The organism is Paenibacillus sp. Root444D2 (assembly GCF_001426375.1).
GTDB lineage: Bacteria > Bacillota > Bacilli > Paenibacillales > NBRC-103111 > Paenibacillus_E.
The window spans coordinates 875,382-900,375 of sequence record NZ_LMEO01000050.1 but is presented as its reverse complement, the minus strand read 5'-3'; the positions used below and the strand labels follow the sequence as shown (position 1 = coordinate 900,375).

Sequence of the window (24,994 nt, the reverse complement as noted above, 5' to 3'; positions counted from 1 at the left end):
GTTCCGCTCAGTTGGCGGAACCTTTTCTTTGTGCGCTCGCATACAGCCGCACGAGCAGCCAAGAGCCAAGCAGTCCGATGAGAATCGACGCGACCGTGTGTAGATCGTACAGCCAGAGCTGCTCCTTCGCTGGCGCGATGCGATCCCAAAGCGTCAGAAGCGCAGGATGTACGAGGTAGATGCCGAAAGAAGCTCCGCCTAAGGCAGATAAGACGGTGCCGAGCGGTGAGCCGCTCTCGTGCAGCTTACGCCCCCATTGCATGCAGCATAGCGGGATCGCCATACAATACAGGAGAAGCGCTAGCTCGAACCATGAATTTTCTATAGAAGCGAGCCCGTATTCGTGGAGCAATAGCATCCCCACAAAAGCGGCACCTGCTAGGAGCATGATGCTCCAAATCCAACCTTTATAGCGGTTAGACCAAGCAACAATGGCCGCATAATGAATGCCCATGAAAGCGCCGAAAGCAAATAAAGCTGAATAGCTTAGAAACAGTGAGGCGTACTCTGGAAGAGGATACACCCAATGATGAAAGCAGTAAGCAACTGCTTGAATACCGATACCTATAGGAATAAGTCCTTGGCGAAACCGATGAGACCGTCTAGCAGCCGTAATCATCAGAGGGAATAAGAGATAGAACTGAACAATAATGACCATATAATAGAGATGATAGCTAGCATTTCCCGAGATGAGCAGTTTGATTACATATATAAGGTCAAAACCAATGTTGCCATGAAATATGAATAGATTGAACAAGTAATAAAAAAATGACCAAAGCACATAGGGAATCAGAATTTTTCGCAAACGTTTCGTCCAGAAAACCCGCGACATTCCCGGCTCCCAGCGGTCGTAGTACGTATAAAATAAGACAACACCGCTAATCCAAATAAAGAGTGGAACGGTGAACAAGCTGGTCTTGTTGAGGATGAAAAATACGGCATGAGACCCAGTTCCTAACGGCAGCTGAGTCGCGCCTGAAGTACCATGAATGACGAGGACTGCGATGATCGCTATTGCGCGTACGATGTCGATTTCGGTAAGCTTGGGCCTTGATAACATGTCTATGACTCTCCTTTTTTCACTTTTTTCACTCTATCATGAAAGAAATGAGAGAACAATACGGTTCCCATGAGAATCTTGCTTGGCTTGACGCTCCCCCGCACCCGCGATAAACTGAGAGTAGAATGAACCAAGTGAAAGTCAAGAGGGTGAATGAACGTGAGTTATGAATACGTCATGCAGGCTGTATTGTTAGTATTTCTGGTTATAATTACTTTTTTTGCAATGATGATTTGGACGAAATGGCGAAAAAGAGGACGGAGATAGCCCCATGTATTTTATTAATCATGAACAGATCAATCAAAGAATTCAGTTTCTGGCTGCTTTAGCTGATGCTAGCAAGCAATTAGAAGAGCAGTGGGCGAAAGGTACCAATGATCTTGTATGGCAGCTTGCGCAGGAACGTGTTCTGCATTTAGCGATCGAAACAGTGACAGATATTGGGAGCTTGCTGATTGATGCTTTTATACTAAGAGATGCTAGCAGCTATGAGGATATCGTGGAAATTGTACATGGAGAAGGTGCCTATTCCGAATCGTTGACAGGGACGCTGCTTCAGCTCGTGAAGCTCAGAAAGCCTCTTGTCCAAGATTATGTTGACTGGAACCGCCAGGAATTGAACCCGCTAATCTCGAAACTTCCAGCAGCTTTTGAAGAATTTGCAGCGAGTGTTCGAGCTTTTATTAAGAGCGAATTGGAATAACATACATAGTTGTTTCTTAATTTACTTATTGTTAACAATGCTGTAAAATGAGACATAAATGACAGTTCCGAGGTAGGTGAGAGAGTGAATCATGCACTTGAGACATCCACGCGTAAAGTGATTCTTTCTATGCTCAAAACTCAGGGACCACTAAGTGTCCATGATATTTCCAAACAGCTCGGAATTACGGAAATGGCTGTCAGGCGTCATATCCATTCCTTGGAGAAGGATGATCTGCTCGAAACGAAGCTGGTTAGGCAAGCTATGGGAAGACCGTCTAACGTCTATACATTAGCTCCGCAAGCAGATGAATTGTTTCCTAAGAAATACATGCAATTGACGCTCGATTTGCTTGATGAATTATTAGAAGACGAAGGTCAAGAGAAGATCGAACGACTTTTTGAAGGCAGGCAAGCTAAGCTTGAATCCCGGTATCAATCGCGTATGAATGAGAAAAGCTTGGAAGAACGGGTGGCTGAGTTAGCGTCTATTCAGAACGAGAATGGATATATGGTGGACTGGTCACAGCTTGGAGAGGACGCGTATATGTTTAGTGAACATAACTGTCCGATAACGCAGGTGGCGAATACTTTTGCCCAAGCTTGTCAGTGTGAGTTAGCCTTGTTTCGGAATTTGCTTGACGCGAACGTGGAGCGAACCGAGTGTTTAGCGAAGGGTGCTAGCAAGTGTGTCTATATTATTCGTCAAAATAAATAACCATCAACCTCACATACGGAGGAAGATGGTTTTTTTGTTTGTCCTAACGCGAAGCAGCAAGGAGACTTGCAGCTTTATCTGTAACCCACTCGAAGCGGCCTGCTTCGATTTCTTTGAGATTAATCAAGGAGCCACCGATGCCTAATCCGTAACAACCAATGTTTAGGAATTGTTTGATATTCTCCTCCGTAACCCCGCCGACGGCTATCAATGGAATTTGGTCTAGAGGACCCATCAATTCTTTGATATATGTGAGACCTAAGCTCGCGCTCGGAAATACTTTAACGGCCGTAGCGCCAGCCTTCCATGCTTTAACGATTTCGGTTGGTGTCATAGCACCTGGGAAAATCGGAATCCCCTCCGTACTAGCCCAGCGGATCACTTCCTCATCCATATTCGGAGTCACTAAGAACGAAGCACCGGCATGGACTGCTTTCTTAGCATCTTCTAGATCTAGTACAGTACCCGCGCCAATAAACATGCGCTGACCCGATTTATCCTGCAGCTCACGAATCATACGCAGAGCCCCTGGTGTATTGAGTGTGACCTCCATTACGGTAATGCCACCTGTAAGAAGTGCGTCAGCTAAAGAGAGAATGTGTGTTTCTTGCACACCTCGAACGATGGCAATGATACGGGTGCGCTCGATTTCTTTAAGTCCTTGCTCTCTGTTCATCTTAATCCTCCAAGTGTTCTAGTTTGATTTGTTTTCATTATGACAGGTCTCAGAAATTTTTCCAGCTTTTTGTGTCAAAACAAGCTGCTCCTACCTATACTGTAGTAAATCATAGGCATTCGTCTAGAAGCCGTCATCAAACCTCACCGTTATTAGCTCCCAGGAGGTGCCCGTCATGACATGGATAGAGATAAGTATCGTCAGTTCAGCAGTTGCTTTCATCGTGCTCGTCGGCTTTGCCATTCGCATGTTGATTACCATTGTGCAGATACTAGGCAAGTTGGGCGATACGGCTGCTCAAGCTAGGAAGAACTTAGCTGAGACTGCAGAGCAAGCGGAGCAGTTGATGACGAAGGTAGGGCTGCTCACCGAAGAGGTGCATATGCAGTTACTTACACTAGAGCCCAGTATCCAATCTGTGGAGAAGGCAGGAGCAGCTATAGGGGATGTCGCTTCTGCACTTCGCAAAGCCTCACGTGTGATGAACGAATCGATTCATGGTGCGGAAAAGGTTGTACATACCCACCAGAAGCGAATCCAAGATGCTATGGAGTGGGCAACGACGGGATTTGAGCTGTGGCAAAGATGGCAAGCGTATCGGAATGCCAAATCAGACAATTAAGGAGTGGATTTCTCATGTCCAATGAAAGAAAAGGTAAAGATCTTCTCATCGGTGCGGTTGTTGGAGGCATACTCGGAGCGGCAACTGCGCTTCTGTTTGCACCGAAATCAGGCCGTGAATTGAGAAGTGACATTGCGGAGCAAGCGCAAGTGGTTAGCGACAAAACGGTACAAATCGCAAGCAACGTAAGTCAAAAAACGCAAGAAGTTGCGAAAACCGTAAGCACAACAACATCTGAGCTATATGGAAAAGCAAAAGACACAGCCGTAAACGTTGTGGATACCGTTCGTTCCTGGAAAGAGTCCAAGAGTGACGAAGAGCTGGACTCACCGGATGAAGAAGTAAACGAAGCTGCCGAAGATTTGGTCATTCTAGGAAATCGTTAAAACAGAAAAAGCAGGAAGCTCTTAAAATAGAGCTTTCTGCTTTTTCTTTTACCACTTGGAAGGATCAATTTTGCGAATATCTAAACCTTCCCAAACGTTCTTAATGTTCGCTGTTTCCGGATGATCGAAGAGAAGCCAGGCTGTAGGGAGGTATCGTTCCCCGTATTCACTTGATGGCTTGTTGATGATCTCATTGTTATGAACGAGTACTGTTGAGGCGCCACCATCTAGATTCGCAGCCGTTACAGCTCCATGCTCTAGGAAAATCTGCTGTACATCATACAGCGTTGCTCCGATGCTATGCTTCTGTCTGCCATCGATGATAGCGAATAGAATGGAGCCGTCCTTCGTCTGCGCCATGCTGGTACGCGGAGCGATTCCCCAACCATCGGCTTGGCTCTTAATCTGCCCAACCCCATTCACAATGAACCGAGGGCTGAACGAAACAGCTTCCTGTACGCCCATGTCCACAAGCTCGGAAACCTTGTACTTGCCTGCAATCATGCGGCCTTCTTTATCGATACCAACAACTTGCACAGTGCCGTTCATGCCTTTGTCATTATAAAAGATTTTGCCTCCGGAGATAACAATTCCTTCAGGCTGGAAGCCGTTTCCTTCCCAATTGGGGTCGATGAATCCTCCACCGTTAACACCAAGAATTGCTCCGGTTCTTTTGACCATAGAGGAAACCTTCTCCCCTTTGCCCGCTTTCTCAGGTACGGCAATTCGAAGCTTTTTCGGATCCGAAATCGTGACGAGCTGTCCTTTGAAATTGGTACCCGAAATCGGTTCAATCGTGACCAAATCTTTCTTGGCAACTACTGGGGCAAGGGGGGAGTTTTGATTAATTTCAACGAATCCCTTATCTTTCTCATCGCCCATTTCGTCGAACTTCTTCCAATAAGCTTCCACGCGCTTCTGTAATTCTGTAGATCCTATCAAATATTTGGCCCACTCCCTGTGTTGGGTTGTAATCAAAGTGTCAGCCATCATTAATCTTACATTCGAACCAGAGGAAGTTAGGAAAAACCAACATAAGGACATTACAGAAAGTAAGGTAAACCCAAGTACTCCATACACGATAAAGCTCATTCCCGCAGACCTTTTGCGTTTAACTCTCGTTAGACGAGAAGACTGCTGGGAGGTGGTTTGTTGTACAGCCATTTATTCTTTACCTATCCTCTCTGCCAAAAAATCAATCTAACCATCCATATAAATAAACGAAAAGAAAGGAGAAAAAGTTTCATAAACGAATGAACTTTTCTCCTTTTTTTGTAAGATAAGAATTTATATGTTTTGGGTGACCGAGGGGTTACCCTTTATTACAGGTGAGATAAGGCCTGATATTCGCGCTGAGTATGGTTTGAAACGATGAAGATGAAAACAGTGCTGGCTTCCCGCCTGCGTGCAGCATGTAACGATGTTTTACATCGTTACAGAAGGCTCCGCCGAGCTATCGCGCGCTGGAACGATGATATTCATCGTTGCAGATGAAAACAGTGCTGGCTCCCGCGCTGCGTGCAACATGTAACGATGTTTTACATCGTTACAGAAGGCTCTTCCTTGCTATCGCGCGGTGTAACGATGATATTCATCGTTGCAGATGAAAACAGTGCTGGCTCCCACGCTGCGTGCAGCATGTAACGATGTTTCACATCGTTACAGAAGGCTCTTCCTTGCTATCGCGTGCTGGAACGATGATATTCATCGTTACAGATGTCCAAGTAGCTGGTAGGGGCTGATAGTCGAAGGACCTTGCTAATGGCAAGGGTTTTCTTACAAACGCGCTCGTCCCTTTATCCTTCGTATTCTTAAATATGCCGCTTTAAAGCCTGGAAAAGTGAATCCGTTGCGGAGTTACGGTCGTATTGAAACTCTAATCCCATTCCTGTGTTATTTGCTACACTGCGGACGATTAAATCATGGTATTTCTTCTGACGAATCGCAGCGATAATGACAAATTTGCTGACTCCTAGAGGATCGAAATAGAGTTTTCCTTCTTTTTCGATGTATTTCTGCACATGATTTAGGTTGACGAATAAGTCGGTATCCATCTTCTTAAATCCTTGCTCTTCAAGCTTATCTAGGAAATGACTGAAATCCAGTAATGAATTTACACTTCGGCTAACTTTGCCAATTCGTGTATGGTACGTAATTTCCTTCGTACTGACTTCGATAAACAGTGTATCCGACATAGGGACTAGCTCCTGCTCATTGATGGCATGGACGTCCTCTTTTTCGAGATACCCGGCCTTCTCCATAAGTTCTGTATATGAAAAGTTGTAGGCATCCGACAGCTTTTTCAGCGTGACAGGTGAGGGTTTGATTTTCTCATTGGTGGAACGATTCCGCTCTAGTTCAAGATCTCTGATGTAGGCATGTGAAAGTCCGCTTTTATGGGCCGCTTCACGCAAAGACATCTTACCCCGCAAGCTTTCCAAAAATTTACCGAATCCTTCAAATTGTTTCATAATAACGTATCCCTCCATATGTTTTAATTGTAAATGAATTCGAACGAAATGAACATATTTAAGGCGCGAATTGGTGCCAATTACCTCAAAACCCAGCCAAGAACCGCCGCGTGCATATTTAAGCACTCAAATTGGTAAATTAGTAGCAATATCTTGGAAAGAGGCTGATGGCATGGCAAGAGATTTACCCATAGGAAACGGGAATGTACTCATTAATTTCGACGCTGCTTATAATATTCGTGACATGTATTACCCTTTAGTAGGTCAAGAGAATCAATCTAGTGATCATCTTTCACATTTTGGCATTTGGTGTCCGGAAGGATTCTTCTGGATTGACGATCCAGAGGTATCAAAAAAGCTCAATTATTTGGAAGATTCGCTTGTTACTAACGCTGATTGTGCTCATGAAAGGTTAGGTCTGGGCTTCGTTATTCGTGATGGGGTCGATGTACAGCAGAATGTGTTTTTGCGCAAGGTGAAGGTAGAAAACCGCTTCGATGTGGAAAGAGAAATCAAATTGTATTTTCATTTGGATCTCCAAATCTATGGAAATGGCGTCGGAGATACGATTTATTATGATCCTGAGCTGAATTCACTTTTATTTTATAAGGGTCATCGATATATGTCACTATCTTGCTTGTCTCCAGATGCCGAGAAAGCAATGCCTAGCGGTTATGCTACGGGACAAAAAGGGATTCATGGTCTGGAGGGAACATGGCGTGATGCTGAGGATGGTCATCTAGGCGGTAATCCAATCGCGCAGGGATCCGTTGACGGTGTGATTGAATTGACGATGAAGCTACCGCCAAAGAGCGCGAAAGATGCTTGGTTCTGGGTCTGTTTTGGGCGCGCAAAGCAGGAGGTTGAACGTTTAGAGCGATTACTTCGCACAGCAACCCCGCAAAAGTTATTACAACGAACTCACGATCATTGGGTGAAATGGGTGAATCAGGATGCCCACCAGCTATCACTGCTGAAGCCTGATTTGGAATCATTTTATAAGCGATGCTTGTTGATTACCAGAACAAACGTCGACAACCGAGGCGCCATTATTGCGGCGAATGATTCTGATATTTTGAAATTTGCCAAGGATACATACTCGTATATGTGGCCACGTGATGGCGCTTTGGTGTCACATGCGCTAGACAGGGCAGGGTATTACGAATTATCTAGGAAATTTTTCGATTTTTGTATAAAGGTGCTAACGCCTGAAGGCTATCTCATGCACAAATATAACCCCGACAGTTCGGTAGGCTCGAGCTGGCATCCCTGGGTGGATAGCCGGGGGAATAAGCAGCTTGCGATTCAAGAAGATGAGACAGCCCTCGTGCTGTATACGTTGTGGCATCACCATAAGCTGGCTGGGACGATAGAGAACTCACGTGAGGATTATGAGAAATTTGTGAAGCCCGCAGCTGACTTTCTCGTTCGATACCGGGATGCTTCCGGACTTCCTTTGCCATCCTATGACCTCTGGGAAGAACGTTATGGCGTACTAGCCTTCACAGTATCATCGGTCTACGCCGGTCTTATAGCAGCAGCACGTTTTGCCGAATATCATCAGGATAAAGTTCGCTCCATCTACTATGCAGATATCGCAGGTCAAGTGAAGAAAGCAGCCGAACAGCATCTGTATGCACCCGATCAGAACCGCTTTTTGCGGGCTTTATATTGGAATTACGAGCAAAATACGTATGTGCCGGACTACACACTCGATATGAGTATGTATGCACTATTTGACTTCGGCTTGTTTGAGCTTGAAGATCCGCGGATTGTGGCAACGATGAAGATTCTGAAAGAAAAATTGTGGGTACATACCGATATCGGCGGTATCGCCCGTTATGAGAACGACTATTATCACCAAGTTACCAATGACGTAGCTAAGGTACCGGGCAATCCTTGGTTCATATGTACCCTTTGGTACGCAGAATGGCTGGTTGCATCTGCCAAAACCGTTCAGGACTTGTTGGAAGCGGAAAAATTGATGCGTTGGGCTATTCTACATGCTGCGCCTTCAGGCGTGATGGCTGAGCAAGTGCATCCTTTCACAGGAGAGCCTATGTCCGTTTCACCATTGACATGGTCACATGCTTCCTTTATTAAGGTGACGCAAGAGTATTTATCGAAATTAAAATTATTGACCTCGAAGGGAACGAAGCAAGCCGTTGATGCGAGTGAGGATAAAGTACTGGAACCCGTCGTTCATTAGTTGGAAGGAGAGGAAGTAATGAAGGCAATTCGCGTCAAGCAGCTTCGACAGGGGAACCCGACTATTCAGCTTGAAGATGTGAAGAACCCCGTGATTTCAGCGCCTCAAGAAGTCATTGTAAAGGTGCTTGCAGTTGGGCTGGATGGTACAGACAAGGAAATTCTACAAGAGAAATACGGCGTTCCGCCCGAAGGCGAAGATGATTTGACCACCGGGCATGAGTCGCTAGGGGTTGTGACTGAAGCTGGAGCGGAAAGTGGATTCCAGCTAGGGGATCTTGTAACCGCAATTGTCAGACGGCCTTGCAGAAATCAAAGCTGCGTCAATTGCCGCAATGGACATTCAGATTTTTGTCAGACCGGCGAGTTTGTAGAACGGGGCATTAAAGGGGCTCACGGCTTCCTCTCCGAGTATTACAAAGAGGAAGGTCGATATTTGGTTCAGGTGCCGAAGGGACTGCTGAGGCATGGGGTGTTAGTCGAGCCGCAGAGCATCGTTGAGAAAGTTTGGGATCAAGTGCTGCGGGTCCAGCAGCGTTTGATCTGGGAGCCGAGAACAGCGCTCATACTCGGGTCTGGACCGCTTGGTTTGCTCGCTGCGATGACCTGCCGCCTGCTGGGGCTGGAAGCGTATGTCTGGTCCAAATCTCCGCAGGACAGTCTGCAAGCGCAGCTTGTGAAGGACAGCGGAGGTGTATTTAAGGAGGCCGGCGCTGACAGCAGCAGCGCGGCGACCATGACGGCTTATGCCGAGGGTCTCGGCAAGCCGATAGATTTGATCCTCGAATGCACGGGTTACAGCCCGCTAGCCTTCGAGGCCATGTCTGTTCTAGCGCCGAACGGTGTATTGGCGCTGCTTGGTGTTACGCCAGCGGATCGTAAGCTGGAGATTTCATCCGACATGCTCAACCAGAGCATGGTGCTGGAGAATAAGTGCGTAATCGGCTCGGTTAACGCTTCGCGCAAAGATTTCGAGACCGCCATTTACCGCTTACAGCAAATGGAGAAGCAGTTTCCAGGCTGGCTCGACCGCTTGGTTACGAATCGGATGACTTTGGAGGACGTGCCAAAGCTGGATTTTAAAACCATACCGATCAAAGCCGTTGTGGATATTGTTCCCGTGGAACAGTGGGTTGATCTCGTGAAACAAACGAATGAAGTGGTGTATAGCTTCTCCGTTTAATGGAAGTGGCCAAGCAGGCTTGTTGATGTCTGCTTGGCTATTTTTCGTTCTTGTTAGACTTCCTTTCTCAATTTTTTTATAATAAGGGAAAGGGGGGGACGAGATTTGATGTCAAACAAATGGTTACGAGATAATGGCATGCACCTATCATGGCTTCTAGCATTAATAGCTACATTAGGAAGCTTGTATTTCTCAGAGATTATGAACTTTATTCCTTGTAAATTATGTTGGTATCAACGCATTCTTATGTATCCATTAGTTGTCCTTTTAGGAATTGCAGCCGTGCGCAGAGACTACAAATTAACGATCTATGTGCTGCCGCTGACCATCTGGGGAGCTTGTATTTCTATCTACCATGTTCTGCTGCAATCGGGTGTATTTCACGAATCAGCAACAAGCTGCGGCCCTATTCCATGTGATGTGGATTACTTGAACTGGCTGGGCTTCATCACGATTCCTATGCTTGCCGGAACAGCCTTTATTCTCATCACCATTCTTCAATTTATGACGTATCGAGCTACGAAATAAACACCGTTTACCTAGAATAGGCAGGGAATTTGTCTAGCGCTGTCGAAATGAATGCGTGAGTATTCATTCCAAAACGAGGTGCTACGATGAAGCCAATTACTAAAAGTGCTGCACTACTGATCGTTCTAAGCGCAACATTGATCGGTTGTGCAGACAAAAGCCTGTTATCCCCAGACTCGAGTCAAGCTCAAAATACTACGCCACAAGCAACAACAAGTGCAGCGGCGACTCCAACTCCAACTCCTAAATCAACTGTTAAACCCATACCCACACCTCAATCTACACCAGTTCCCAGTGCGACACCGAAGCCAACAACGGCTCCAGAGCCAACTGCAACAACAAAACCAGCAGTGGTAGGCAACTTTTCCAAAACGAAGTCAGTGACTGGCGATCGCGTGCCTTATTCCTGGTATTACATGAAAAAGAAAACGGGGCAAGTTCCTGATTTTCCAAAAGAAACAAAATCCTTCACGGCCGACCAGAAAGCAGTTTGGGTTGGGACCGGCAAAAAGGTTTATTTAACGATCGATGCTGGAGGACCCTTGATTGAAGTCGATCTTATGCTTAAATCGTTGAAAGAAAACGATGTGAAAGCGAATTTCTTTATTTCGGGCAATAACATTAAAAAAAATCCGGATTATTTGAAAAAGCTCGTAGCTGATGGTCATTTCATTGCCAATCACACGATGACACATAACGACTTTAATGACATGTCTGATGATCAAATTAGAAAAGAAATTACGGATTTTGAAGCTTTATATAAAAAGATTACGGGTAAAGAAGTCGAGAAATATTTCCGCTTTCCTTATGGACATTACAATCTACATAACTTGAACTTAGTATCCAGTATGGGCTATACCTCTGTATTCTGGTCTACAGCTATGCGGGATTGGGAACCAAGAGCCAACGGGGCAGAAGATCCATACAATGATATTATGAATAATTTGCATGACGGCAATGTGATATTGATGCATCAGGGATCTTTAGAAAATATGCAGGCGCTGTCTCGTATCTGTAAAGAGATCAAGAAGAAAGGCTATGAATTCGGAATTGTGAGTGAACTCCATACCTAACAAAGTAGGTGTCCGACTAGAAATCTGATACGTTCACCTAGGTACCTTTCAGCTTGGACACTCATATCCTATTCATGTGGTTACGTAATTCATTAACCGGCAAAGGAAGCGGATAGGTGTGCAGCAAGCGATAGCCGTACTAGACTCGGGAGTCGGAGGATTGACTGTAGTAAAAGAACTTATGAGACAGCTTCCGCAGGAAAAAGTGATTTATTTCGGAGATACAGCTCGAAGTCCGTATGGTCCCCGATCTGCTGGAGAAGTGAGAATTTTCACGCGGCAAATCGTCGAGTACTTAATTCAATTTAATCCTAAAATGATTGTTATCGCTTGTAATACAGCAACCGCAGTGGCTATAGAAGATATTCGTGAACAGGTATCAATTCCTGTGATTGGCGTTATTTTGCCAGGAGCGAGAGCAGCGATCAAAAATACGCGAAGCGGTATCATTGGGGTTATCGGTACGGATGGCACAATCCGCAGCAAAGCATATGAACATGCATTAAGGTTGATTTCGCCGAACATTCAAGTATATAGCGAAGCTTGCCCGCTGTTAGCGCCGTTCGTAGAAAAAGGGCTTTTCGGTGCGGATGGTGCAAACGCGATTGTCGAGCAATCGCTCAGACAGCTAATCGGCAAGCCGATAGATTGCTTAATTCTAGGCTGTACCCACTACCCTTTTCTAGTGGAGTCCATTTCTCGTGTCATGGGACCAGAGGTGACCTTGATTTCTTCGGCGGACGAAACGGCAAGAGAAATCAGTACGATCCTTTACCACCGCGACATCCTGGCATCATCGGGGCAGCTTCCTATCCATCAATTTTTTTGCAGTGGTGAGTCCGAATTATTTAAGAAAATTGCGCAGAATTGGCTGAAAGAGCAAATTTCGATAACGCCTGTCGTTTGGCAGGTGCCTAATATTTTATAGGTGATGTGAATAGACCCTAATGGGGTCTATTTTTTATTTTTAATGGGAACGAAGTTTCATAATTATCAAAACTCAAAAATTTGATTTTAGAGTCATTCAGAAAATGGATTCCGCAACATGACTCGTACGTCCAGCAATCGCATAAGGGAGCATTAGGTATCTCAGCATGAATCCGCATGATTCGAAGCCTGCGGGCATAATCATAGCCATACGAACTAAGTAAATGGGCTGTGAGGTGGTCGTGTGTTAGGATACGGGTATTGGACACTTTGTGAAGAACTGAACCGGCTCTGCAAGATATATCCTTTTCTTCATGTAGAAGAGATAGGCGCAAGTGTGATGGGGAAAAGCATACCAGCTCTGCGAATTGGTCAAGGTACGAAAGAGATGCATTTCAACGCAGCGCTCCATGCCAATGAATGGATAACGACCCCGTTATTAATGCAATTCGTGGAAGACCTTGCTTGCTCCTATGCAAGAGGGACGGCTTGGCATGGCAGCAACATAAGGAGGCTCCTATCGGAGTATTCACTTTGGGTTGTACCCATGGTGAATCCTGATGGCGTGGAACTTGTTCTGTCTGGTGTTAATGAGGAACATCCCTACCAAGAGCCGTTGTTGCATTGGAATGGAGGATCACTGGATTTCAGGAATTGGAAGGCCAATATTCGCGGTGTTGATCTCAATGACCAGTTCCCTGCACACTGGGAGGAAGAGGCAGTGCGTAGAGAGAAGGTTGGACCTGGTGAGCGTGATTACGGTGGAGAAGCACCGTTAACGGAGCCGGAGGCGGCAGCTTTAGCTCAATTTACAGAATGCCATGACTTTGAGCTTGTCATTGCGCTGCATACCCAAGGTAGGGAGATTTATTGGAATTATCGCGACTATGAGCCACCGGAATCTGAAGTATTTGCCGAGCGATTAGCCCTAGCCAGCAGCTATCAGGCTGTTAAACTGACGGACAGTGACGCGGGTTACAAAGACTGGTTCATCCAACAATTTCGTAGACCCGGCTTTACCGTTGAAGTAGGATTTGGGGTAAACCCCCTGCCAGTGGAGTCTTTCGCAGCACTGTATGAGGAATTGGTTCCTATCCTATTGACAGCGATGGAACTTTAAAATTTGTCATAGACAAGTATAACGAACTTGAGCATGCTTCCCAAGAACCGTTCCGCCCAGACTTCATATACTGAAGGAAGGAAACTGTTGGGAGGCGTGGATATGGCACCACCTAAAGGGAAGGGTAAGGCATCCAAGAAGAAAGAACTTTCATCCAGAGTACAATACACGATGAGGCTTGTGGAGTCGTCCACATGTGCGGTTTGTAAGACACCGTGCACAAGAGGACTTCGGTACTTGGCCATGATGTCTGAGCCAGGAGCCGTTGGTAAAGGTGTTCCGTGTATTTTGACAAGAAGAAAAGTCACCTAATGCAAAAAGTCCACGCCCTTGTTATTTAAGGCGTGGACTTTCTTTATTGCGGGATATGTTCGCTTGGGATGGAACACTTATTTTCAATAAAACGAATTTGATTCTCAAGTCGATTCCGATGCTCTTCTTGTTTTTTGTCGGAAGAGGCTGCTTGCCCTTGGAATTGTTCAAGTTCTTGTTTTAAACTATGCAGGTCAGAGCCCGCATTCGCACAGTCATAATTGCTTTCTAACTGATCGAGCATATATCGGCCTCCTGATATGGAATATTGTTATTTCTTACCTTTCTTGTTGCTGCTCTGATCTTGTGTTCGAGTCGTTGTATTTTGTCTGGCGTGCCCTTGCTGCTTATGATCTTCTGACATTTGGTTGTTCACTCCTTAAAATGTAGGATTTTGGACGGTGCGTGATTATTATAAGCATTCGGCTGAATTTGATACGAAAAAAATAAAAACCCCGCGAGCGATTAAAGATCGTTCGTCAGGGCTGAGCTGTGGATGTGAAATGTTGCCGTTAACTCTAACCTTTCTTATTGGTTTTCTGATCTTGTGCACGTGCCGTTGTATTTTTTTGGGATTGTCCTGTTTTTTTATGAGATTCAGACATGGTTGTTCACTCCTTAAAATGTAGGATTTTTGCGCTGCGAGATTATTATGAGCATTCAGCCGAATTTGATGCGATAAAAATAAAAAGCCCCGCGAGCGATTTGAAATCGATCGTCAGGGCTATGTGCGATGAGTGGGTATGGATTAATGGTTCGGTGTCAGCAATTTATCTTCTAAGGATTGTTTAACCTTCTTGATCGCATCTGTCTCTAATTTGTGGTTTTGGTTAAATTTAGTGCCTGTCAATGCAAGCGCTTCCTTAACCGTCATTTCCACACGAATCAATTCTTCACCTTGCGGGATTTGCACGGAATTGTTGGGCATTTGTATCACTCCTATGTCAACTTTTTGAAGTGGAAACCTTGATTTGATGCACTTTTAATATAACACACCATGTAAGGTTAAACAAGGGTTATTAAGACCTATTTTAGAAAAAAGAATGTCGGAAACTCAAGTTATAAGATTGCTTTTTTCGGCAGCAAGAACGGTGTGTTTGAGCAGCATGGCAATGGTCACCGGGCCAATTCCAGCAGGGACAGGGGTAATTGCACTAGCTTTTTTTAGACAAGCTTCGAAATCGACATCGCCAATGTTGCCAGCATTATATCCAGCATCTAAAACGACAGCACCTTCCTTAATCCATGCTCCTTGAATAAAAGCAGGTTTACCAACTGCTGCAACGACAATATCAGCTAACCCGATAATTAGGGGGAGATTATTTGTTTTTAAATGGCAAATGGTTACGGTTGCGTTTCTATTCAGCAGCATAAGTGATACGGGTTTACCTAGAATCGGACTCCGACCAACGATTACTGCATGCTTGCCTTCAATTGGAATCTGATAATAATCCAGAATAGCTAGAATGGCTGCCGGGGTACAGGATGGAAAGCTGGCCGCTCCAAAAGCATTTTGAGCAAAGCCCAGCAGGGTAACGCCATCCACATCTTTTTCGATCTGAATGGCTTCAAACGCGGCTCTTTCATCAATATGGTGCGGAACCGGATGCTGCAATAAAATACCATGGATCTGAGGATCCGCGTTTAATTGTTGAATAACAGCAATAAGCTCCTCTGTTGTAGTTGCTTTATTTAGGTGGATTCGTCTGGAATCAATGCCTAACCGCTTGCATGCGCTGCTTTTCATACGTACATAGGTTTCGGAAGAAGGGTCATCGCCAACAAGTATGGTAGCTAAACACGGTAAGACACCTCTTACGGACAGTTGGTTGATTCTTTCGACTAGAGTTTCGTTCATGCTTTTCGCGACACGTGTACCATCCAAAATTAATTTTTCTGAATTCATTTTACCCTCAACCCTTCATTTGTTTGTAAAAACATAAAGAGGTAAGGGGGATGAATCCCCCTTACCTCTGCCCAGGCGTACGGCTGTAAGATCAATGTGCTTCCTCATGGGTATCCATGCTTCGCCAGTCACACATCAACTTTTAATTGATCTAATCATAATGGAAGGTTATGGAATACGCAACTCTTATAATGCTTTAAGGGTGTTGATAATTGCTTGATCAACCATAGCAACGAATTTCTATAATTTCTGCCCGTTCCGTCCCGTTCGTCGCTTCAACGACCACACGAAGTCGATCAGTCGTCACAGCTTCCGGCAAAAGATGAACATGATTACGTGTATGATTATCGAGCCTATCAGCGACTGTGGTCCAATCACCGCCGATGAAGGCCTGTATTTTATAGTCTTTGACCAGTTCAGGAATGATCTCGAATTCCGTCCGATGATGATGCAAATTAATTAAATCTTCATTCACGTCATCATTGAAAGTGAGATGTACACTTCGAATCTGCACAGCCTCTGGCCAACTGGCTTCAAGCCATTCAGGCTGGGAGACCTCAAGGCCGGCTGACGACCATAGATGAGGGCCTCCGTAAGGACGCTTATACCCATCGGCAGCTTTATCGGCTGCGAATGCGGATGTGGGTGAGAGCAGACGGAAGCAGATTGGCTTCCGAATGAAGGCATTCGCGCTCCAATCAATGACAGGCTGATGATGATGCATGTCACCGAAATCTGCGCTGTCTTCTGATGCAGCATCATGTTTGAAGGACAGCACGCCCGTTTGTGGTCTAGCGGATAGATGGATGGAAAGCGCCGGGTTGCTTCTGAGAATGATAAAAGCATTCTGAGCGGTTTCAGGATGCCAAGAAAGTGCAGCCTTTACCCACTGTTGAGAACCCTTAGCCACAGCTACTTGAATGGACGTCATCTGTTTGTGCGGGACGTAGTTCTGCGGCTTCCCAGTGCTCCAGAGCTCGACTGTCAGCTCCGTTGCCTCCGAAGCATCCAGCAGCAGCTCGATGCCGTCAATGAACGGATCTGCCGGCACAAGAAGCGCTACATGCGCGTTCAGTGGCAGCACAGACGCAGATTGCTCTAGCGCAAGTTGCGTCAAGGTGCTGGATGCCGTCATCTCTGCGCGGAGCACGAGGTCGGCCGCATCCGTGTTCTTCAGACCGAGGACGGCTGCATCCTGTCGAAGCAGCGTCTGCTGAAGCTCGCTCAAGTGGCTGCTGTGCAGCTCGCGTGGGGAGATGCCCTTTGCCGCGCAGAGCGCGGCTCCTGTGCCCGCGGCTTCGCCAATGACGGCACATGTCGCCATGACGCGAGTCGTGCCAAAGGCAACGTGGGACGCGCTGATGTTGCGTCCCGCCATCAGCATATTCGTCACGTTGACGGAGTAGAGGGAACGGAACGGGATATGATAACTGCCGTCCATATGCATATGTTTAGAACCTTTGGCTGTGGCATACATCCCCTGCGGTGGATGTAAATCGATGGACCAGCCACCGAAAGCGACACGGTCTTCAAACTGCTCCTGTGCGATGATATCGTTCTGATTGAGCACGTAGTCCCCAACGAAACGACGATATTCCCTTTTCCCCGGAATGGAGCCGATCCATTCGAGCGTCAGGTTTTCACTCTCGAATTTACCGGAATTTTTGATATAATCCCAAATACCATAGATAACTGAGGACAGCTCATCCCGGATTCGCTCGTTTTCATGAACAACATCGTGCTCACCGCCCCATTCAATCCACCAATAAGCGCAGCCATTATCTCCGCTGCGAATGACGCGTTTCATGGGAATGGACGTTTGAGTGATGTCTTTCGCGAAGCTTGGTGCGATATATTTGACCGGGCGGCCTGCGTCTTTTGTATAGAACAGCAGGGTGCTTCCAAGTGTAATATCGTCCGCGACGAGTGGTGCCCATTCCTCATTATACTCCTCTTGGGCTTCTCGCCCAATACGATACTTCGCACCTGCGAGGAAACCGACTAGCCCGTCGCCTGTACAATCAAGATATACACGGCTATCGAAACGGATACGTCGTTCAGATCCCATCATCCAGCCTGTGACAGAACGAATCGTTCGACTAGTCTCGTCACCATCGGCATGGACCTCATGGACATCCGTGTTTAAGAATAACGTGATATTCTTTTCTGCTTTGACTTTTTCCAGCACGATCAGGTCCCAGATATAAGGGTTCCCATCGATATTACGGTACTGATTCTCCACAAATAGTTCACCCATGATGCCGGTTTCTCTAGCATTTCGATGAACTCCGTGAGAGGTAGCGCCGCATACCCAGACGCGAACCTCGCTGCTGGCATTACCGCCAAGTACAGGACGATTTTGGACGAGAGAGACGCTTTGGCCTAACCGAGCTGCAGCGATTGCGGCGCAAACACCTGCTAATCCTCCACCAACTACGGTTATGTCTGATAAAACAATTTCATGTTTCATAACTCAGCACCTCACTAGTTTATAGGATGTCTATAATTTCATTGTAGAATATCCTATTTCCATTGAACATGCAGACAGTTACAATAGACATATACTTTATTTCAATATGGAAGGAGTGAAACAGTGTCTATTCGTGATGTGACTATGAAGCTCATCTCCCATGTCTATTGGCACCGTAAAGTGGAATTTATGCTAGAGGAAGATGAGTATCCTTGTTGGACGATATTTGCCATAGAAGATGGCAGATTCTTCTATCGAGTCGGGGAGCAGAAAGGCGAAGCGAAGTTCGGAGACTTTGTCATATGTCCACCCCATACCGTGTTTCGGAGGAAAACACTCGAACCCCTGTCTTTTCACTTCCTGCAGTTTGTATGGTTATCTGAACCCAGTCTTGGCTATGAAGCCTTCTGGAAAGGAAAGTTGACCATTAACGATACAGATCGGTTATCATCCAATTATCGATATTTGAGACAGCTTCCCGGCTGGGATGAAGAGAGCACGCTGCACAAAGAACACATGGTGAACGATCTATTGCGTTTGGTCAAAATGGAGCGTGATCGCAAAGATGACCTTTCCTCAGAAGTCGATTTGTTGATGGAGAAAGCCCGGAGGCACATAACGGAATATGCATATGCAAGCTTATCCCTGTTGGATTTGGCGGTAACTCTGGGACTCACTCCCGTACAATTCACCCGCAAGTTTCGAAAGGCTTTCGGACAAACACCATCTGAGTTTTTGAATGAGATGCGTCTCACAAGAGCTCGGCATTTGTTGGAGGGATCAACGCTTACTTTGGATGCAATTGCCGAGAAATGCGGATTCGAAAACGGCTTTTATCTGAGCCGTGTTTTTACGCAGAAAATTGGCATGGCTCCGTCGATATACCGAAGCAGGCATCGCGTATAAAAAAAGGCGCCAACTTTTCCTTTATGAGGAAGTTGGCGCCTTTTCGTTGATAAGAAAGTATAAGTTTTATACTTTTGTTTGCATCGGTTTCCGGTTTATTGGAGAAATGGGGAAATAGGAAGGAAAGTTGTACAGAGTACAACAATTTCCTTGATTTCTTCTAAATAAGCTGAAGATGTTGTAGGTTATACAACAATTCAGCATTCTTTCCGGCAAATGGGTTACTTTTGACTGGAATTGATGTATATTTTGCAACAATCGCGTGAAAATCGTGAATTGGCCTACGAAATGTTGTACAAAGTGCAGCAACATCACACGATAACCAAATAAAAGGTTACAAAATGCAATTTTACACGGATAAGCATGCGAATGTTTTAACAAAACGCCGGGGCGCAACATACTTTGCATATCATCTATACTTACACTCTCATCCAAGGACTTCGTAACCCGTATGTTCAGCTATTAAGGTCCGCTATAAGGTAATTTACCTTGAACATACTCATCCTCTGGCTTACGAATCCAGCGTTGCAGGTAGCCTTGCGTATACAGTGCTTTGATTAGAATGATCAACACAGGCGAAAGGATGACCCCTGCAAATCCAAATAGGGAAAGGGATATAATCATAAAGGCTAAGGTCGTAAAGGCCGATACTCCGAGTGATTCCCCAGTGATCTTTGGCTCCATAATTTGTCTGACGAGGATGACGACCAGGAGTATGGCACTGAGCCAGATCGCTAGAGTCGTTTGACCAACAATAAATAGGTAGATGATCCATGGAATGAACAAAGTGGATACACCAAGCAGCGGAAGTACGTCGAATATGGCTGACAACAACGAGATGGAGAAAGCATTATTAACGCCAAGCAGGAGCAAGGCGAAAAACACGACAATGAATGTTAAAGAGATTAGTTTGGCTTGCGCTTTTATGTAGGAGACGATCCCCTTCACGACATTTTCTTTGAGAAAAAAGAAAACGGATTTGAAGGTTTTTGGTGTTTTTTCACCTGCAAGGCGTTTCCAAGAATCAATTTCAATGCTAAGGAAGTAGGCTAAGATAATCCCGACGATGAAGTTAAACATGAAGGTTGAGAAGGATGTCAACGAGGCTACCAATCCTGATAAGAAAGCAATGATAAACTTGGAGGCATTGCCGGCGAATTGCCCAGCATAGTCTTTGACTTTCACAATAACGTCAGTTGGCAGCGCTTGGAATTGGTTATTCAATTCGCTAATTTTCTGCACAATTTGATCATTAAAAACGGCTTGATATTCATCCACCTTATCGACAAGACTCATGATCTGGCTGGTGAAAATGACAGCGGCACCGGCAAGTGCTCCAAGGATAATAAGGACGAATACTAAGGTCGAAATCGCTGATGCGATTGACTTACGTATCCCTTTGCGATTCAAAAACCTAGCAAAAGGCTCGATCATCATGAAAATGATCAGAGCCAGAAAGATAGGGGTAGCGATGCGATACAGGTAACTAAATAACAGCATGAATAAATAGACGGTTAGAACAATGAGAGCAATGTCAAAGGCTGTCCTCCAATATTTCTTGTAAAAAGAAATCATGCATGTTCCTCCGGTATCTTTATTGTTCAGTTAAAATAATCGGTCCTTGACTCGTAATGGCAATCGTATGTTCATATTGAGCGGATAAGCTGCCGTCATAGGTCCTTGCTGTCCATCCATCTTGATCTACTTTGGAATGGTATTTACCTACATTTAGCATCGGCTCAATCGTGAAGACCATACCTTCTTTAATCCGCGGCCCTTTGCCTGCTGGCCCATAATGAGGCACTTGCGGCTCTTCATGCATTTCGGAGCCAATCCCGTGTCCGATAAAATCTCTTACAACGGAAAAACCATGCGATTCCGCATACACTTGGATAGCATGCGATACATCGCCGATACGGTTGCCGGGAACGGCTTGCTCAATTCCTTTGTATAGAGATTCTTTCGTTACCTGCAGCAATTTCTCTGCAACCGGAGAAATGTTACCCACCGCATAAGACCACGCGGAGTCAGCCAACCAACCATCTATACGTACAACCATGTCGATGGTTACAATATCGCCGTCATTTAGGGGCTCTTTCTTAGGGAAACCGTGACAGATCACGTCGTTGACGGATGCACAAGTGGCATATGGATAACCGTGATACCCTTTTTGCTCAGGAGTGGCCCCGTGCTTAGTTAGAAAGCCCTCAACGAATTGGTCGATTTCCCAGGAGGTAATACCAGGTCGAATCATTTTGGCGATTTCTTTATGGCAATCAGCCAGGATACGACCCGCCCTGCCCATTTTCTCAATTTGTTCTTTTGATTTGATTGTGATCATCAAGCTCCACTCCTCTGGTGATAGTCCCTAATTATTCATTATGTCCACTTAGCTGACCATAACTTCATTTCTTTTATTATTTGATGCAAATCCTGGCCTTTAGGTGTCAAGGTATACTCGACCGTAACAGGAACCGTAGGGTAAGCCATTCGTTCCAAAACCCCATGTTCCTCGAGGTGACGAAGGATATCCGTTAATGATTTAGGGCTGACCCCAGTTATCTGACGCTGCAGCTCGCCGAATCGCTTCGTTCCGCAAAATAATTCGCGAAGCACGAGAAAAGCCCATTTCCCGCCAATAACTTCAAGTGTTCTTTCAACGGAGCATTCGATTTCTTTGGGTACTTTAGGAACATAGTTGCTGAGTGGAGCGACTTTTTCATTCTCAAGGGTTGACATAAGACCGCTTCCTTTCAAATTGAATGTATGAAACTAACTTTGACGTAAGTTAGTTACTTCTGTGTAATTAGTGCTCTTTGTTCTCACTACTATGTATTTTAAAGTTCGTTTAGTGAATTAGCAAGAAGTAAGGGATGACTTGGGACAAAGGTTGATTTCGTGCCTTAGATTCTTTACAATAAGAAATAAAAATTATTGTTTCAGGAGATGTGTACATATGAACGTCAAAATTTCTCGTAATGCTGCTAAAGTACTTCAATTGGAGCTTGATAAAGAAGAAAACAAAGGATTATTGGTTCGCGTTCAAGTGACTCATTCGCACGGTGACCATGCTCACTATGGTTTGGGTCTTGACGATAAATCTGAAAATGACGTCCTTGTAAGCACGGATAAAGGCATTGACGTTATTCTTGATAAAAATGAACCTTTGCTGGATGGCATCCGTATTGATTACTTCTACACACCAGAAGAAGGCTTCATGATTACGAATCCAAGCAAGGGGAATCACGGAGATCACTAATGCGTAATGATATTCGCATTTGTGATAAATGCAAACATATGAAAGTGAAGACCGCGCTTTCTAAAATAAGTGTCATTGCACCCGATGCTGAAGTCAAAGTTGCCTGCAAATCATATTGCGGTCCTTGTTCCCGATTTGCATTTATATTTATTAATGGACGCTATGTGACAGCAGCAACAGAAGACGAAGTGATTGAAAAAGTAAAAAAGTATGTAAAATAAGAAAAAAGCATCCGCCCATTAGGGTTGGATGCTTTTTATCATTCAGAGATTAAGCATGAACAGCTGATTTCTCAAGCAGCTTGCGAATTTGGCTGTCTATTTTGCTGGGTGAAGTAGTAGGGGAGAAGCGTTTAATCACATTGCCTTGCTGATCAACCAAAAACTTTGTGAAATTCCACTTGATGCTTGAGCCGAGTAAACCTGAAGCCTGCTTTTTCAAGTATTGGTATAGCGGATGGACGTCTGCGCCGTTAACATTGATTTTGGAGAATAACGGAAAGTTAACACCGAAATTAATTTGGCAAGCTTGCTCAACTTGAGCATCGTCACCGGGTTCCTGGTCCTTAAACTGGTTGCACGGAAATCCTAAGACGCTAAAACCTTGTTCCTTATATGTGTCATGGAGCTCTTGAAGTCCTTTGAATTGAGGAGCAAAGCCGCACTTCGTAGCGGTATTCACAATAAGCAGCACTTGACCTTGATAATCGGCAAGAGACTTTTCTTCACCGCGGATCGTACGAACTGTAAATTGATGAACGTTCAAAAGGGTCACCCTCTTCACTTTATTTTACACAAATTAATTGTACACAATTTTAATGAGCTTGAAAAGATATTTTTTAATTTACAATTTTTTCATATCCCTCTGACACTCCACGAATATATAAACATTATGCTTATCACAGTGAAAGTTTATTAGATGATGGAGGGTTAACATGAAAAGATTACTCAGAAGAAAAAGACTGCTTATTGTACTTGCGGCCATTTGTGCCGTTTCTACAACAACAGTCGTATCCGCAGGACAAGCTACGTTGGAAGCTATCGCTGTGAAGTTTCAATTAACTTCCGGTGGGAAAACGCTTACGCTTGATAAAGATCCCGTTGTCATTAACGGAAGCACATATGTTCCTCTTCGCACCATTGGTGAAGCGCTTGGCAAACAAATCGAATGGAATGAATGGAATCAGTCCATCTCGCTGAAAGATATTCCTAAAGTGACTGGCAAATTTGAGTGGAAAAATGCACCTGTTCTTGATAAAGGGATTCAAGAAGGCGGGTTCTCTGGTCTTATTCACTTACCTAAAGATGCTGCAGATACGTTCTATACATTGGCGGATCGTGGGCCCAACGGTGAAGTAGGTAAAGATAAACTTCGCACATTCCCGATCGACAACTATATTCCTCGCATTTATAAATTCAAAATTACGAACGGAAACATTGAAGTCTTAGAAACGATCAAACTAGCGCTTCCGGATGGCAAATTAGATAAAGTAAGCAATAATAAATACATAACAGGACTGCCGAACTTAATTGGAATCGATGAAGTGCCGTACGATGAGAAAGGCGTTACGAAGCTGGCCTATGATCCAGACGGTCTTGATCTGGAAGGTATCGCTTATAGCCCATCTGATGATACCTTTTGGGTCTCAGATGAGTATCGCCCATCCATTCTACAAGTGAAACGCGATGGCACGATACTAGGGCGCTACGTCCCTAAAGGCGCTAAAGACAAGCTCGTTCAAGCCGGTGCTCAAACGCCAATTTTTGATACACTGCCTGAGGTATATAATACGCGTATTTCCAACCGCGGATTCGAAGGTGTGACTATTTCCCCAGACGGCAAATTCTTGTACACGTCCATTCAAAGTCCAATGGCAAATCCAGATAAGAAAACAGGGGAGTCTTCCAGAAATCTGCGTATTCTCAAAATGGACCTGGCCACGAAACAAATCGTGGGTGAGTATGTTTATGTGGCTGAGCAAGCAGGCATGTTCGTCAAAGTGAACCAAAAAGATATCGTGATCAGTGATCTTTCCGCACTATCCAGTGATGTGCTGCTAGTTGATGAGCGTGATAAGAATGCGGCTGCTGACGCACAACTGAAACGAATTTACAAATCCGATTTCTCAAAGGCGACGAATATTTTAGGAACAGAAACAAGCAAAAACCTGGAAAGCCTATCTATTCAGCAGCTCAAAGACCAAGGTATTCAACCAGTTAGCAAGGAATTAATTGTGGATATTGCTAAACTAGGATACCCGTACGAGAAGATTGAAGGGTTGACGGTTGTTGACAAAAATACAATTGCGATTGTAAACGACAATGACTTCGGCATTAGCTATGATGATAAAGGGGTTTTAACACTTACAAGCACACCAACTCAATTACAACTTATTCAAGTTTCAGACGACTTATCCACGAAATAAAAGTAAACGAAAACGAAAACCCAGCTCATCGAGACGTACTCG

Annotated in this window: 27 protein-coding genes and 1 riboswitch; of the genes, 15 read left to right on the top strand and 12 right to left on the bottom strand. The window is 44.9% G+C overall.

All coding sequences use genetic code 11. The annotated features are described in order from the left end of the window. Positions 1–7: 7 nt before the first annotated feature. Positions 8–1,060 carry an acyltransferase gene (locus ASD40_RS31425; protein WP_057307036.1) on the bottom strand — a complete coding sequence of 351 codons (1,053 nt, stop codon included), beginning with the start codon at positions 1,058–1,060 and terminating at the stop codon, positions 8–10. 271 nt (positions 1,061–1,331) lie between these two features. Here ASD40_RS31425 and ASD40_RS31420 point away from each other — a divergent pair, with 271 nt between their 5' ends. Beyond that, positions 1,332–1,763 (top strand): DUF86 domain-containing protein, encoded by a 432-nt coding sequence (locus ASD40_RS31420; RefSeq protein WP_057307035.1) that lies wholly within the window; start codon positions 1,332–1,334, stop codon positions 1,761–1,763. 84 nt (positions 1,764–1,847) lie between these two features. Continuing rightward, complete coding sequence (locus ASD40_RS31415; RefSeq protein WP_082562562.1) at positions 1,848–2,480, top strand: helix-turn-helix transcriptional regulator; 633 nt, start codon at positions 1,848–1,850, stop codon at positions 2,478–2,480. 43 nt (positions 2,481–2,523) lie between these two features. Here the strand turns inward: ASD40_RS31415 and ASD40_RS31410 are convergent, their stop codons facing one another. Then, entirely contained in the window at positions 2,524–3,156 is a 633-nt protein-coding gene (locus ASD40_RS31410; protein ID WP_057307034.1) for a bifunctional 4-hydroxy-2-oxoglutarate aldolase/2-dehydro-3-deoxy-phosphogluconate aldolase, read from the bottom strand. A gap of 175 nt (positions 3,157–3,331) precedes the next feature. Between ASD40_RS31410 and ASD40_RS31405 the strand changes: the two genes are divergently transcribed. After that, positions 3,332–3,778: a DUF948 domain-containing protein gene (locus ASD40_RS31405; protein WP_057307033.1), complete on the top strand. Its 447-nt coding sequence runs from the start codon at positions 3,332–3,334 to the stop codon at positions 3,776–3,778. Positions 3,779–3,792: 14 nt separating this feature from the next. Continuing rightward, positions 3,793–4,164 carry a YtxH domain-containing protein gene (locus ASD40_RS31400; protein ID WP_057307032.1) on the top strand — a complete coding sequence of 124 codons (372 nt, stop codon included), beginning with the start codon at positions 3,793–3,795 and terminating at the stop codon, positions 4,162–4,164. Positions 4,165–4,212: 48 nt separating this feature from the next. Here the strand turns inward: ASD40_RS31400 and ASD40_RS31395 are convergent, their stop codons facing one another. Both ASD40_RS31395 and ASD40_RS31390 read right to left on the bottom strand, forming a co-directional pair. Then, a complete protein-coding gene (locus ASD40_RS31395; RefSeq protein ID WP_057307031.1) occupies positions 4,213–5,328 on the bottom strand; it encodes a phosphodiester glycosidase family protein in 1,116 nt (371 codons plus the stop codon). 647 nt (positions 5,329–5,975) lie between these two features. Further along, positions 5,976–6,635 carry a helix-turn-helix domain-containing protein gene (locus ASD40_RS31390; protein ID WP_057307030.1) on the bottom strand — a complete coding sequence of 220 codons (660 nt, stop codon included), beginning with the start codon at positions 6,633–6,635 and terminating at the stop codon, positions 5,976–5,978. A 172-nt stretch (positions 6,636–6,807) separates the two neighbouring features. Between ASD40_RS31390 and ASD40_RS31385 the strand changes: the two genes are divergently transcribed. The 7 genes from ASD40_RS31385 (at position 6,808) to ASD40_RS31355 (ending at position 13,986) form a co-directional block, all read left to right on the top strand. Further along, positions 6,808–8,844, top strand: coding sequence for a glycoside hydrolase family 15 protein (locus tag ASD40_RS31385; protein WP_057307029.1), 2,037 nt, complete (start codon positions 6,808–6,810; stop codon positions 8,842–8,844). 18 nt (positions 8,845–8,862) lie between these two features. Continuing rightward, positions 8,863–10,026 carry a glucose 1-dehydrogenase gene (locus ASD40_RS31380; RefSeq protein ID WP_057307028.1) on the top strand — a complete coding sequence of 388 codons (1,164 nt, stop codon included), beginning with the start codon at positions 8,863–8,865 and terminating at the stop codon, positions 10,024–10,026. A gap of 108 nt (positions 10,027–10,134) precedes the next feature. Beyond that, positions 10,135–10,554: a disulfide oxidoreductase gene (locus ASD40_RS31375; protein WP_057307027.1), complete on the top strand. Its 420-nt coding sequence runs from the start codon at positions 10,135–10,137 to the stop codon at positions 10,552–10,554. Positions 10,555–10,640: 86 nt separating this feature from the next. Continuing rightward, positions 10,641–11,627, top strand: a complete 987-nt coding sequence (locus ASD40_RS31370; protein ID WP_057307026.1) for a polysaccharide deacetylase family protein — start codon at positions 10,641–10,643, stop codon at positions 11,625–11,627. Positions 11,628–11,745: 118 nt separating this feature from the next. Further along, a complete protein-coding gene (gene racE, locus ASD40_RS31365) occupies positions 11,746–12,555 on the top strand; it encodes a glutamate racemase (protein ID WP_057307025.1) in 810 nt (269 codons plus the stop codon). A gap of 243 nt (positions 12,556–12,798) precedes the next feature. Continuing rightward, entirely contained in the window at positions 12,799–13,674 is an 876-nt protein-coding gene (locus tag ASD40_RS31360; RefSeq protein ID WP_057307024.1) for a M14 family metallopeptidase, read from the top strand. Between the two features lie 102 nt (positions 13,675–13,776). Beyond that, positions 13,777–13,986, top strand: a complete 210-nt coding sequence (locus tag ASD40_RS31355; RefSeq protein WP_057307023.1) for a hypothetical protein — start codon at positions 13,777–13,779, stop codon at positions 13,984–13,986. Between the two features lie 43 nt (positions 13,987–14,029). Here the strand turns inward: ASD40_RS31355 and ASD40_RS31350 are convergent, their stop codons facing one another. The 4 genes from ASD40_RS31350 to ASD40_RS31335 all read right to left on the bottom strand — a co-directional run bounded on the left by ASD40_RS31350 (position 14,030) and on the right by ASD40_RS31335 (position 18,362). After that, complete coding sequence (locus ASD40_RS31350) at positions 14,030–14,230, bottom strand: hypothetical protein (RefSeq protein ID WP_057307022.1); 201 nt, start codon at positions 14,228–14,230, stop codon at positions 14,030–14,032. Between the two features lie 504 nt (positions 14,231–14,734). Then, positions 14,735–14,914 carry a hypothetical protein gene (locus ASD40_RS31345; RefSeq protein WP_029199365.1) on the bottom strand — a complete coding sequence of 60 codons (180 nt, stop codon included), beginning with the start codon at positions 14,912–14,914 and terminating at the stop codon, positions 14,735–14,737. Between the two features lie 126 nt (positions 14,915–15,040). Continuing rightward, on the bottom strand, positions 15,041–15,892 hold the full coding sequence (locus ASD40_RS31340) for a bifunctional 5,10-methylenetetrahydrofolate dehydrogenase/5,10-methenyltetrahydrofolate cyclohydrolase (protein WP_057307021.1): 852 nt from the start codon (positions 15,890–15,892) through the stop codon (positions 15,041–15,043). A 62-nt stretch (positions 15,893–15,954) separates the two neighbouring features. Next, positions 15,955–16,034, bottom strand: a riboswitch (ZMP/ZTP riboswitch). A gap of 78 nt (positions 16,035–16,112) precedes the next feature. Further along, a complete protein-coding gene (locus tag ASD40_RS31335) occupies positions 16,113–18,362 on the bottom strand; it encodes an FAD-dependent oxidoreductase (RefSeq protein WP_057307020.1) in 2,250 nt (749 codons plus the stop codon). 123 nt (positions 18,363–18,485) lie between these two features. On the opposite strand from ASD40_RS31335, the gene ASD40_RS31330 reads away from it, so the two are divergent. Then, positions 18,486–19,268, top strand: coding sequence for a helix-turn-helix domain-containing protein (locus tag ASD40_RS31330; protein ID WP_057307019.1), 783 nt, complete (start codon positions 18,486–18,488; stop codon positions 19,266–19,268). 462 nt (positions 19,269–19,730) lie between these two features. Here ASD40_RS31330 and ytvI read toward each other — a convergent pair whose 3' ends face one another. The 3 genes from ytvI to ASD40_RS31315 are packed head-to-tail and all read right to left on the bottom strand — an operon-like array spanning position 19,731 to position 22,007. Next, on the bottom strand, positions 19,731–20,843 hold the full coding sequence (gene ytvI / locus ASD40_RS31325; protein ID WP_057307018.1) for a sporulation integral membrane protein YtvI: 1,113 nt from the start codon (positions 20,841–20,843) through the stop codon (positions 19,731–19,733). 19 nt (positions 20,844–20,862) lie between these two features. After that, positions 20,863–21,609 carry a type I methionyl aminopeptidase gene (gene map, locus ASD40_RS31320; protein ID WP_057307017.1) on the bottom strand — a complete coding sequence of 249 codons (747 nt, stop codon included), beginning with the start codon at positions 21,607–21,609 and terminating at the stop codon, positions 20,863–20,865. 38 nt (positions 21,610–21,647) lie between these two features. Then, positions 21,648–22,007: a winged helix-turn-helix transcriptional regulator gene (locus ASD40_RS31315; protein WP_029199371.1), complete on the bottom strand. Its 360-nt coding sequence runs from the start codon at positions 22,005–22,007 to the stop codon at positions 21,648–21,650. A 217-nt stretch (positions 22,008–22,224) separates the two neighbouring features. On the opposite strand from ASD40_RS31315, the gene ASD40_RS31310 reads away from it, so the two are divergent. Continuing rightward, positions 22,225–22,527: a heme biosynthesis protein HemY gene (locus tag ASD40_RS31310; protein ID WP_029199372.1), complete on the top strand. Its 303-nt coding sequence runs from the start codon at positions 22,225–22,227 to the stop codon at positions 22,525–22,527. After that, on the top strand, positions 22,527–22,748 hold the full coding sequence (locus ASD40_RS31305; protein WP_047686255.1) for a DUF1450 domain-containing protein: 222 nt from the start codon (positions 22,527–22,529) through the stop codon (positions 22,746–22,748). Before ASD40_RS31310 ends, ASD40_RS31305 begins: the two co-directional genes overlap by 1 nt. Before the next feature lie 49 nt (positions 22,749–22,797). Here the strand turns inward: ASD40_RS31305 and ASD40_RS31300 are convergent, their stop codons facing one another. Beyond that, complete coding sequence (locus ASD40_RS31300; RefSeq protein ID WP_057307016.1) at positions 22,798–23,292, bottom strand: glutathione peroxidase; 495 nt, start codon at positions 23,290–23,292, stop codon at positions 22,798–22,800. A gap of 169 nt (positions 23,293–23,461) precedes the next feature. On the opposite strand from ASD40_RS31300, the gene ASD40_RS31295 reads away from it, so the two are divergent. Continuing rightward, positions 23,462–24,952: an esterase-like activity of phytase family protein gene (locus tag ASD40_RS31295; protein ID WP_057307015.1), complete on the top strand. Its 1,491-nt coding sequence runs from the start codon at positions 23,462–23,464 to the stop codon at positions 24,950–24,952. Positions 24,953–24,994: the final 42 nt, after the last annotated feature.

Excerpts from the sequence above, each read along its gene's own strand:
- ASD40_RS31355 (WP_057307023.1), top strand. The coding sequence starts at position 13,777 with ATGGCACCACCTAAAGGGAAGGGTAAGGCATCCAAGAAGAAAGAACTT.
- ASD40_RS31335 (WP_057307020.1), bottom strand. The coding sequence starts at position 18,362 with ATGAAACATGAAATTGTTTTATCAGACATAACCGTAGTTGGTGGAGGA.
- ASD40_RS31310 (WP_029199372.1), top strand. The coding sequence starts at position 22,225 with ATGAACGTCAAAATTTCTCGTAATGCTGCTAAAGTACTTCAATTGGAG.
- ASD40_RS31350 (WP_057307022.1), bottom strand. The coding sequence starts at position 14,230 with ATGCTCGATCAGTTAGAAAGCAATTATGACTGTGCGAATGCGGGCTCT.
- ASD40_RS31390 (WP_057307030.1), bottom strand. The coding sequence starts at position 6,635 with ATGAAACAATTTGAAGGATTCGGTAAATTTTTGGAAAGCTTGCGGGGT.
- ASD40_RS31400 (WP_057307032.1), top strand. The coding sequence starts at position 3,793 with ATGTCCAATGAAAGAAAAGGTAAAGATCTTCTCATCGGTGCGGTTGTT.
- map (WP_057307017.1), bottom strand. The coding sequence starts at position 21,609 with ATGATCACAATCAAATCAAAAGAACAAATTGAGAAAATGGGCAGGGCG.
- ASD40_RS31410 (WP_057307034.1), bottom strand. The coding sequence starts at position 3,156 with ATGAACAGAGAGCAAGGACTTAAAGAAATCGAGCGCACCCGTATCATT.
- ASD40_RS31315 (WP_029199371.1), bottom strand. The coding sequence starts at position 22,007 with ATGTCAACCCTTGAGAATGAAAAAGTCGCTCCACTCAGCAACTATGTT.
- ASD40_RS31395 (WP_057307031.1), bottom strand. The coding sequence starts at position 5,328 with ATGGCTGTACAACAAACCACCTCCCAGCAGTCTTCTCGTCTAACGAGA.
- ASD40_RS31425 (WP_057307036.1), bottom strand. The coding sequence starts at position 1,060 with ATGTTATCAAGGCCCAAGCTTACCGAAATCGACATCGTACGCGCAATA.
- ASD40_RS31380 (WP_057307028.1), top strand. The coding sequence starts at position 8,863 with ATGAAGGCAATTCGCGTCAAGCAGCTTCGACAGGGGAACCCGACTATT.
- ASD40_RS31385 (WP_057307029.1), top strand. The coding sequence starts at position 6,808 with ATGGCAAGAGATTTACCCATAGGAAACGGGAATGTACTCATTAATTTC.
- ASD40_RS31420 (WP_057307035.1), top strand. The coding sequence starts at position 1,332 with ATGTATTTTATTAATCATGAACAGATCAATCAAAGAATTCAGTTTCTG.
- ASD40_RS31370 (WP_057307026.1), top strand. The coding sequence starts at position 10,641 with ATGAAGCCAATTACTAAAAGTGCTGCACTACTGATCGTTCTAAGCGCA.
- ytvI (WP_057307018.1), bottom strand. The coding sequence starts at position 20,843 with ATGATTTCTTTTTACAAGAAATATTGGAGGACAGCCTTTGACATTGCT.
- ASD40_RS31305 (WP_047686255.1), top strand. The coding sequence starts at position 22,527 with ATGCGTAATGATATTCGCATTTGTGATAAATGCAAACATATGAAAGTG.
- ASD40_RS31375 (WP_057307027.1), top strand. The coding sequence starts at position 10,135 with ATGTCAAACAAATGGTTACGAGATAATGGCATGCACCTATCATGGCTT.
- ASD40_RS31405 (WP_057307033.1), top strand. The coding sequence starts at position 3,332 with ATGACATGGATAGAGATAAGTATCGTCAGTTCAGCAGTTGCTTTCATC.
- ASD40_RS31295 (WP_057307015.1), top strand. The coding sequence starts at position 23,462 with ATGAAAAGATTACTCAGAAGAAAAAGACTGCTTATTGTACTTGCGGCC.
- ASD40_RS31345 (WP_029199365.1), bottom strand. The coding sequence starts at position 14,914 with ATGCCCAACAATTCCGTGCAAATCCCGCAAGGTGAAGAATTGATTCGT.
- ASD40_RS31340 (WP_057307021.1), bottom strand. The coding sequence starts at position 15,892 with ATGAATTCAGAAAAATTAATTTTGGATGGTACACGTGTCGCGAAAAGC.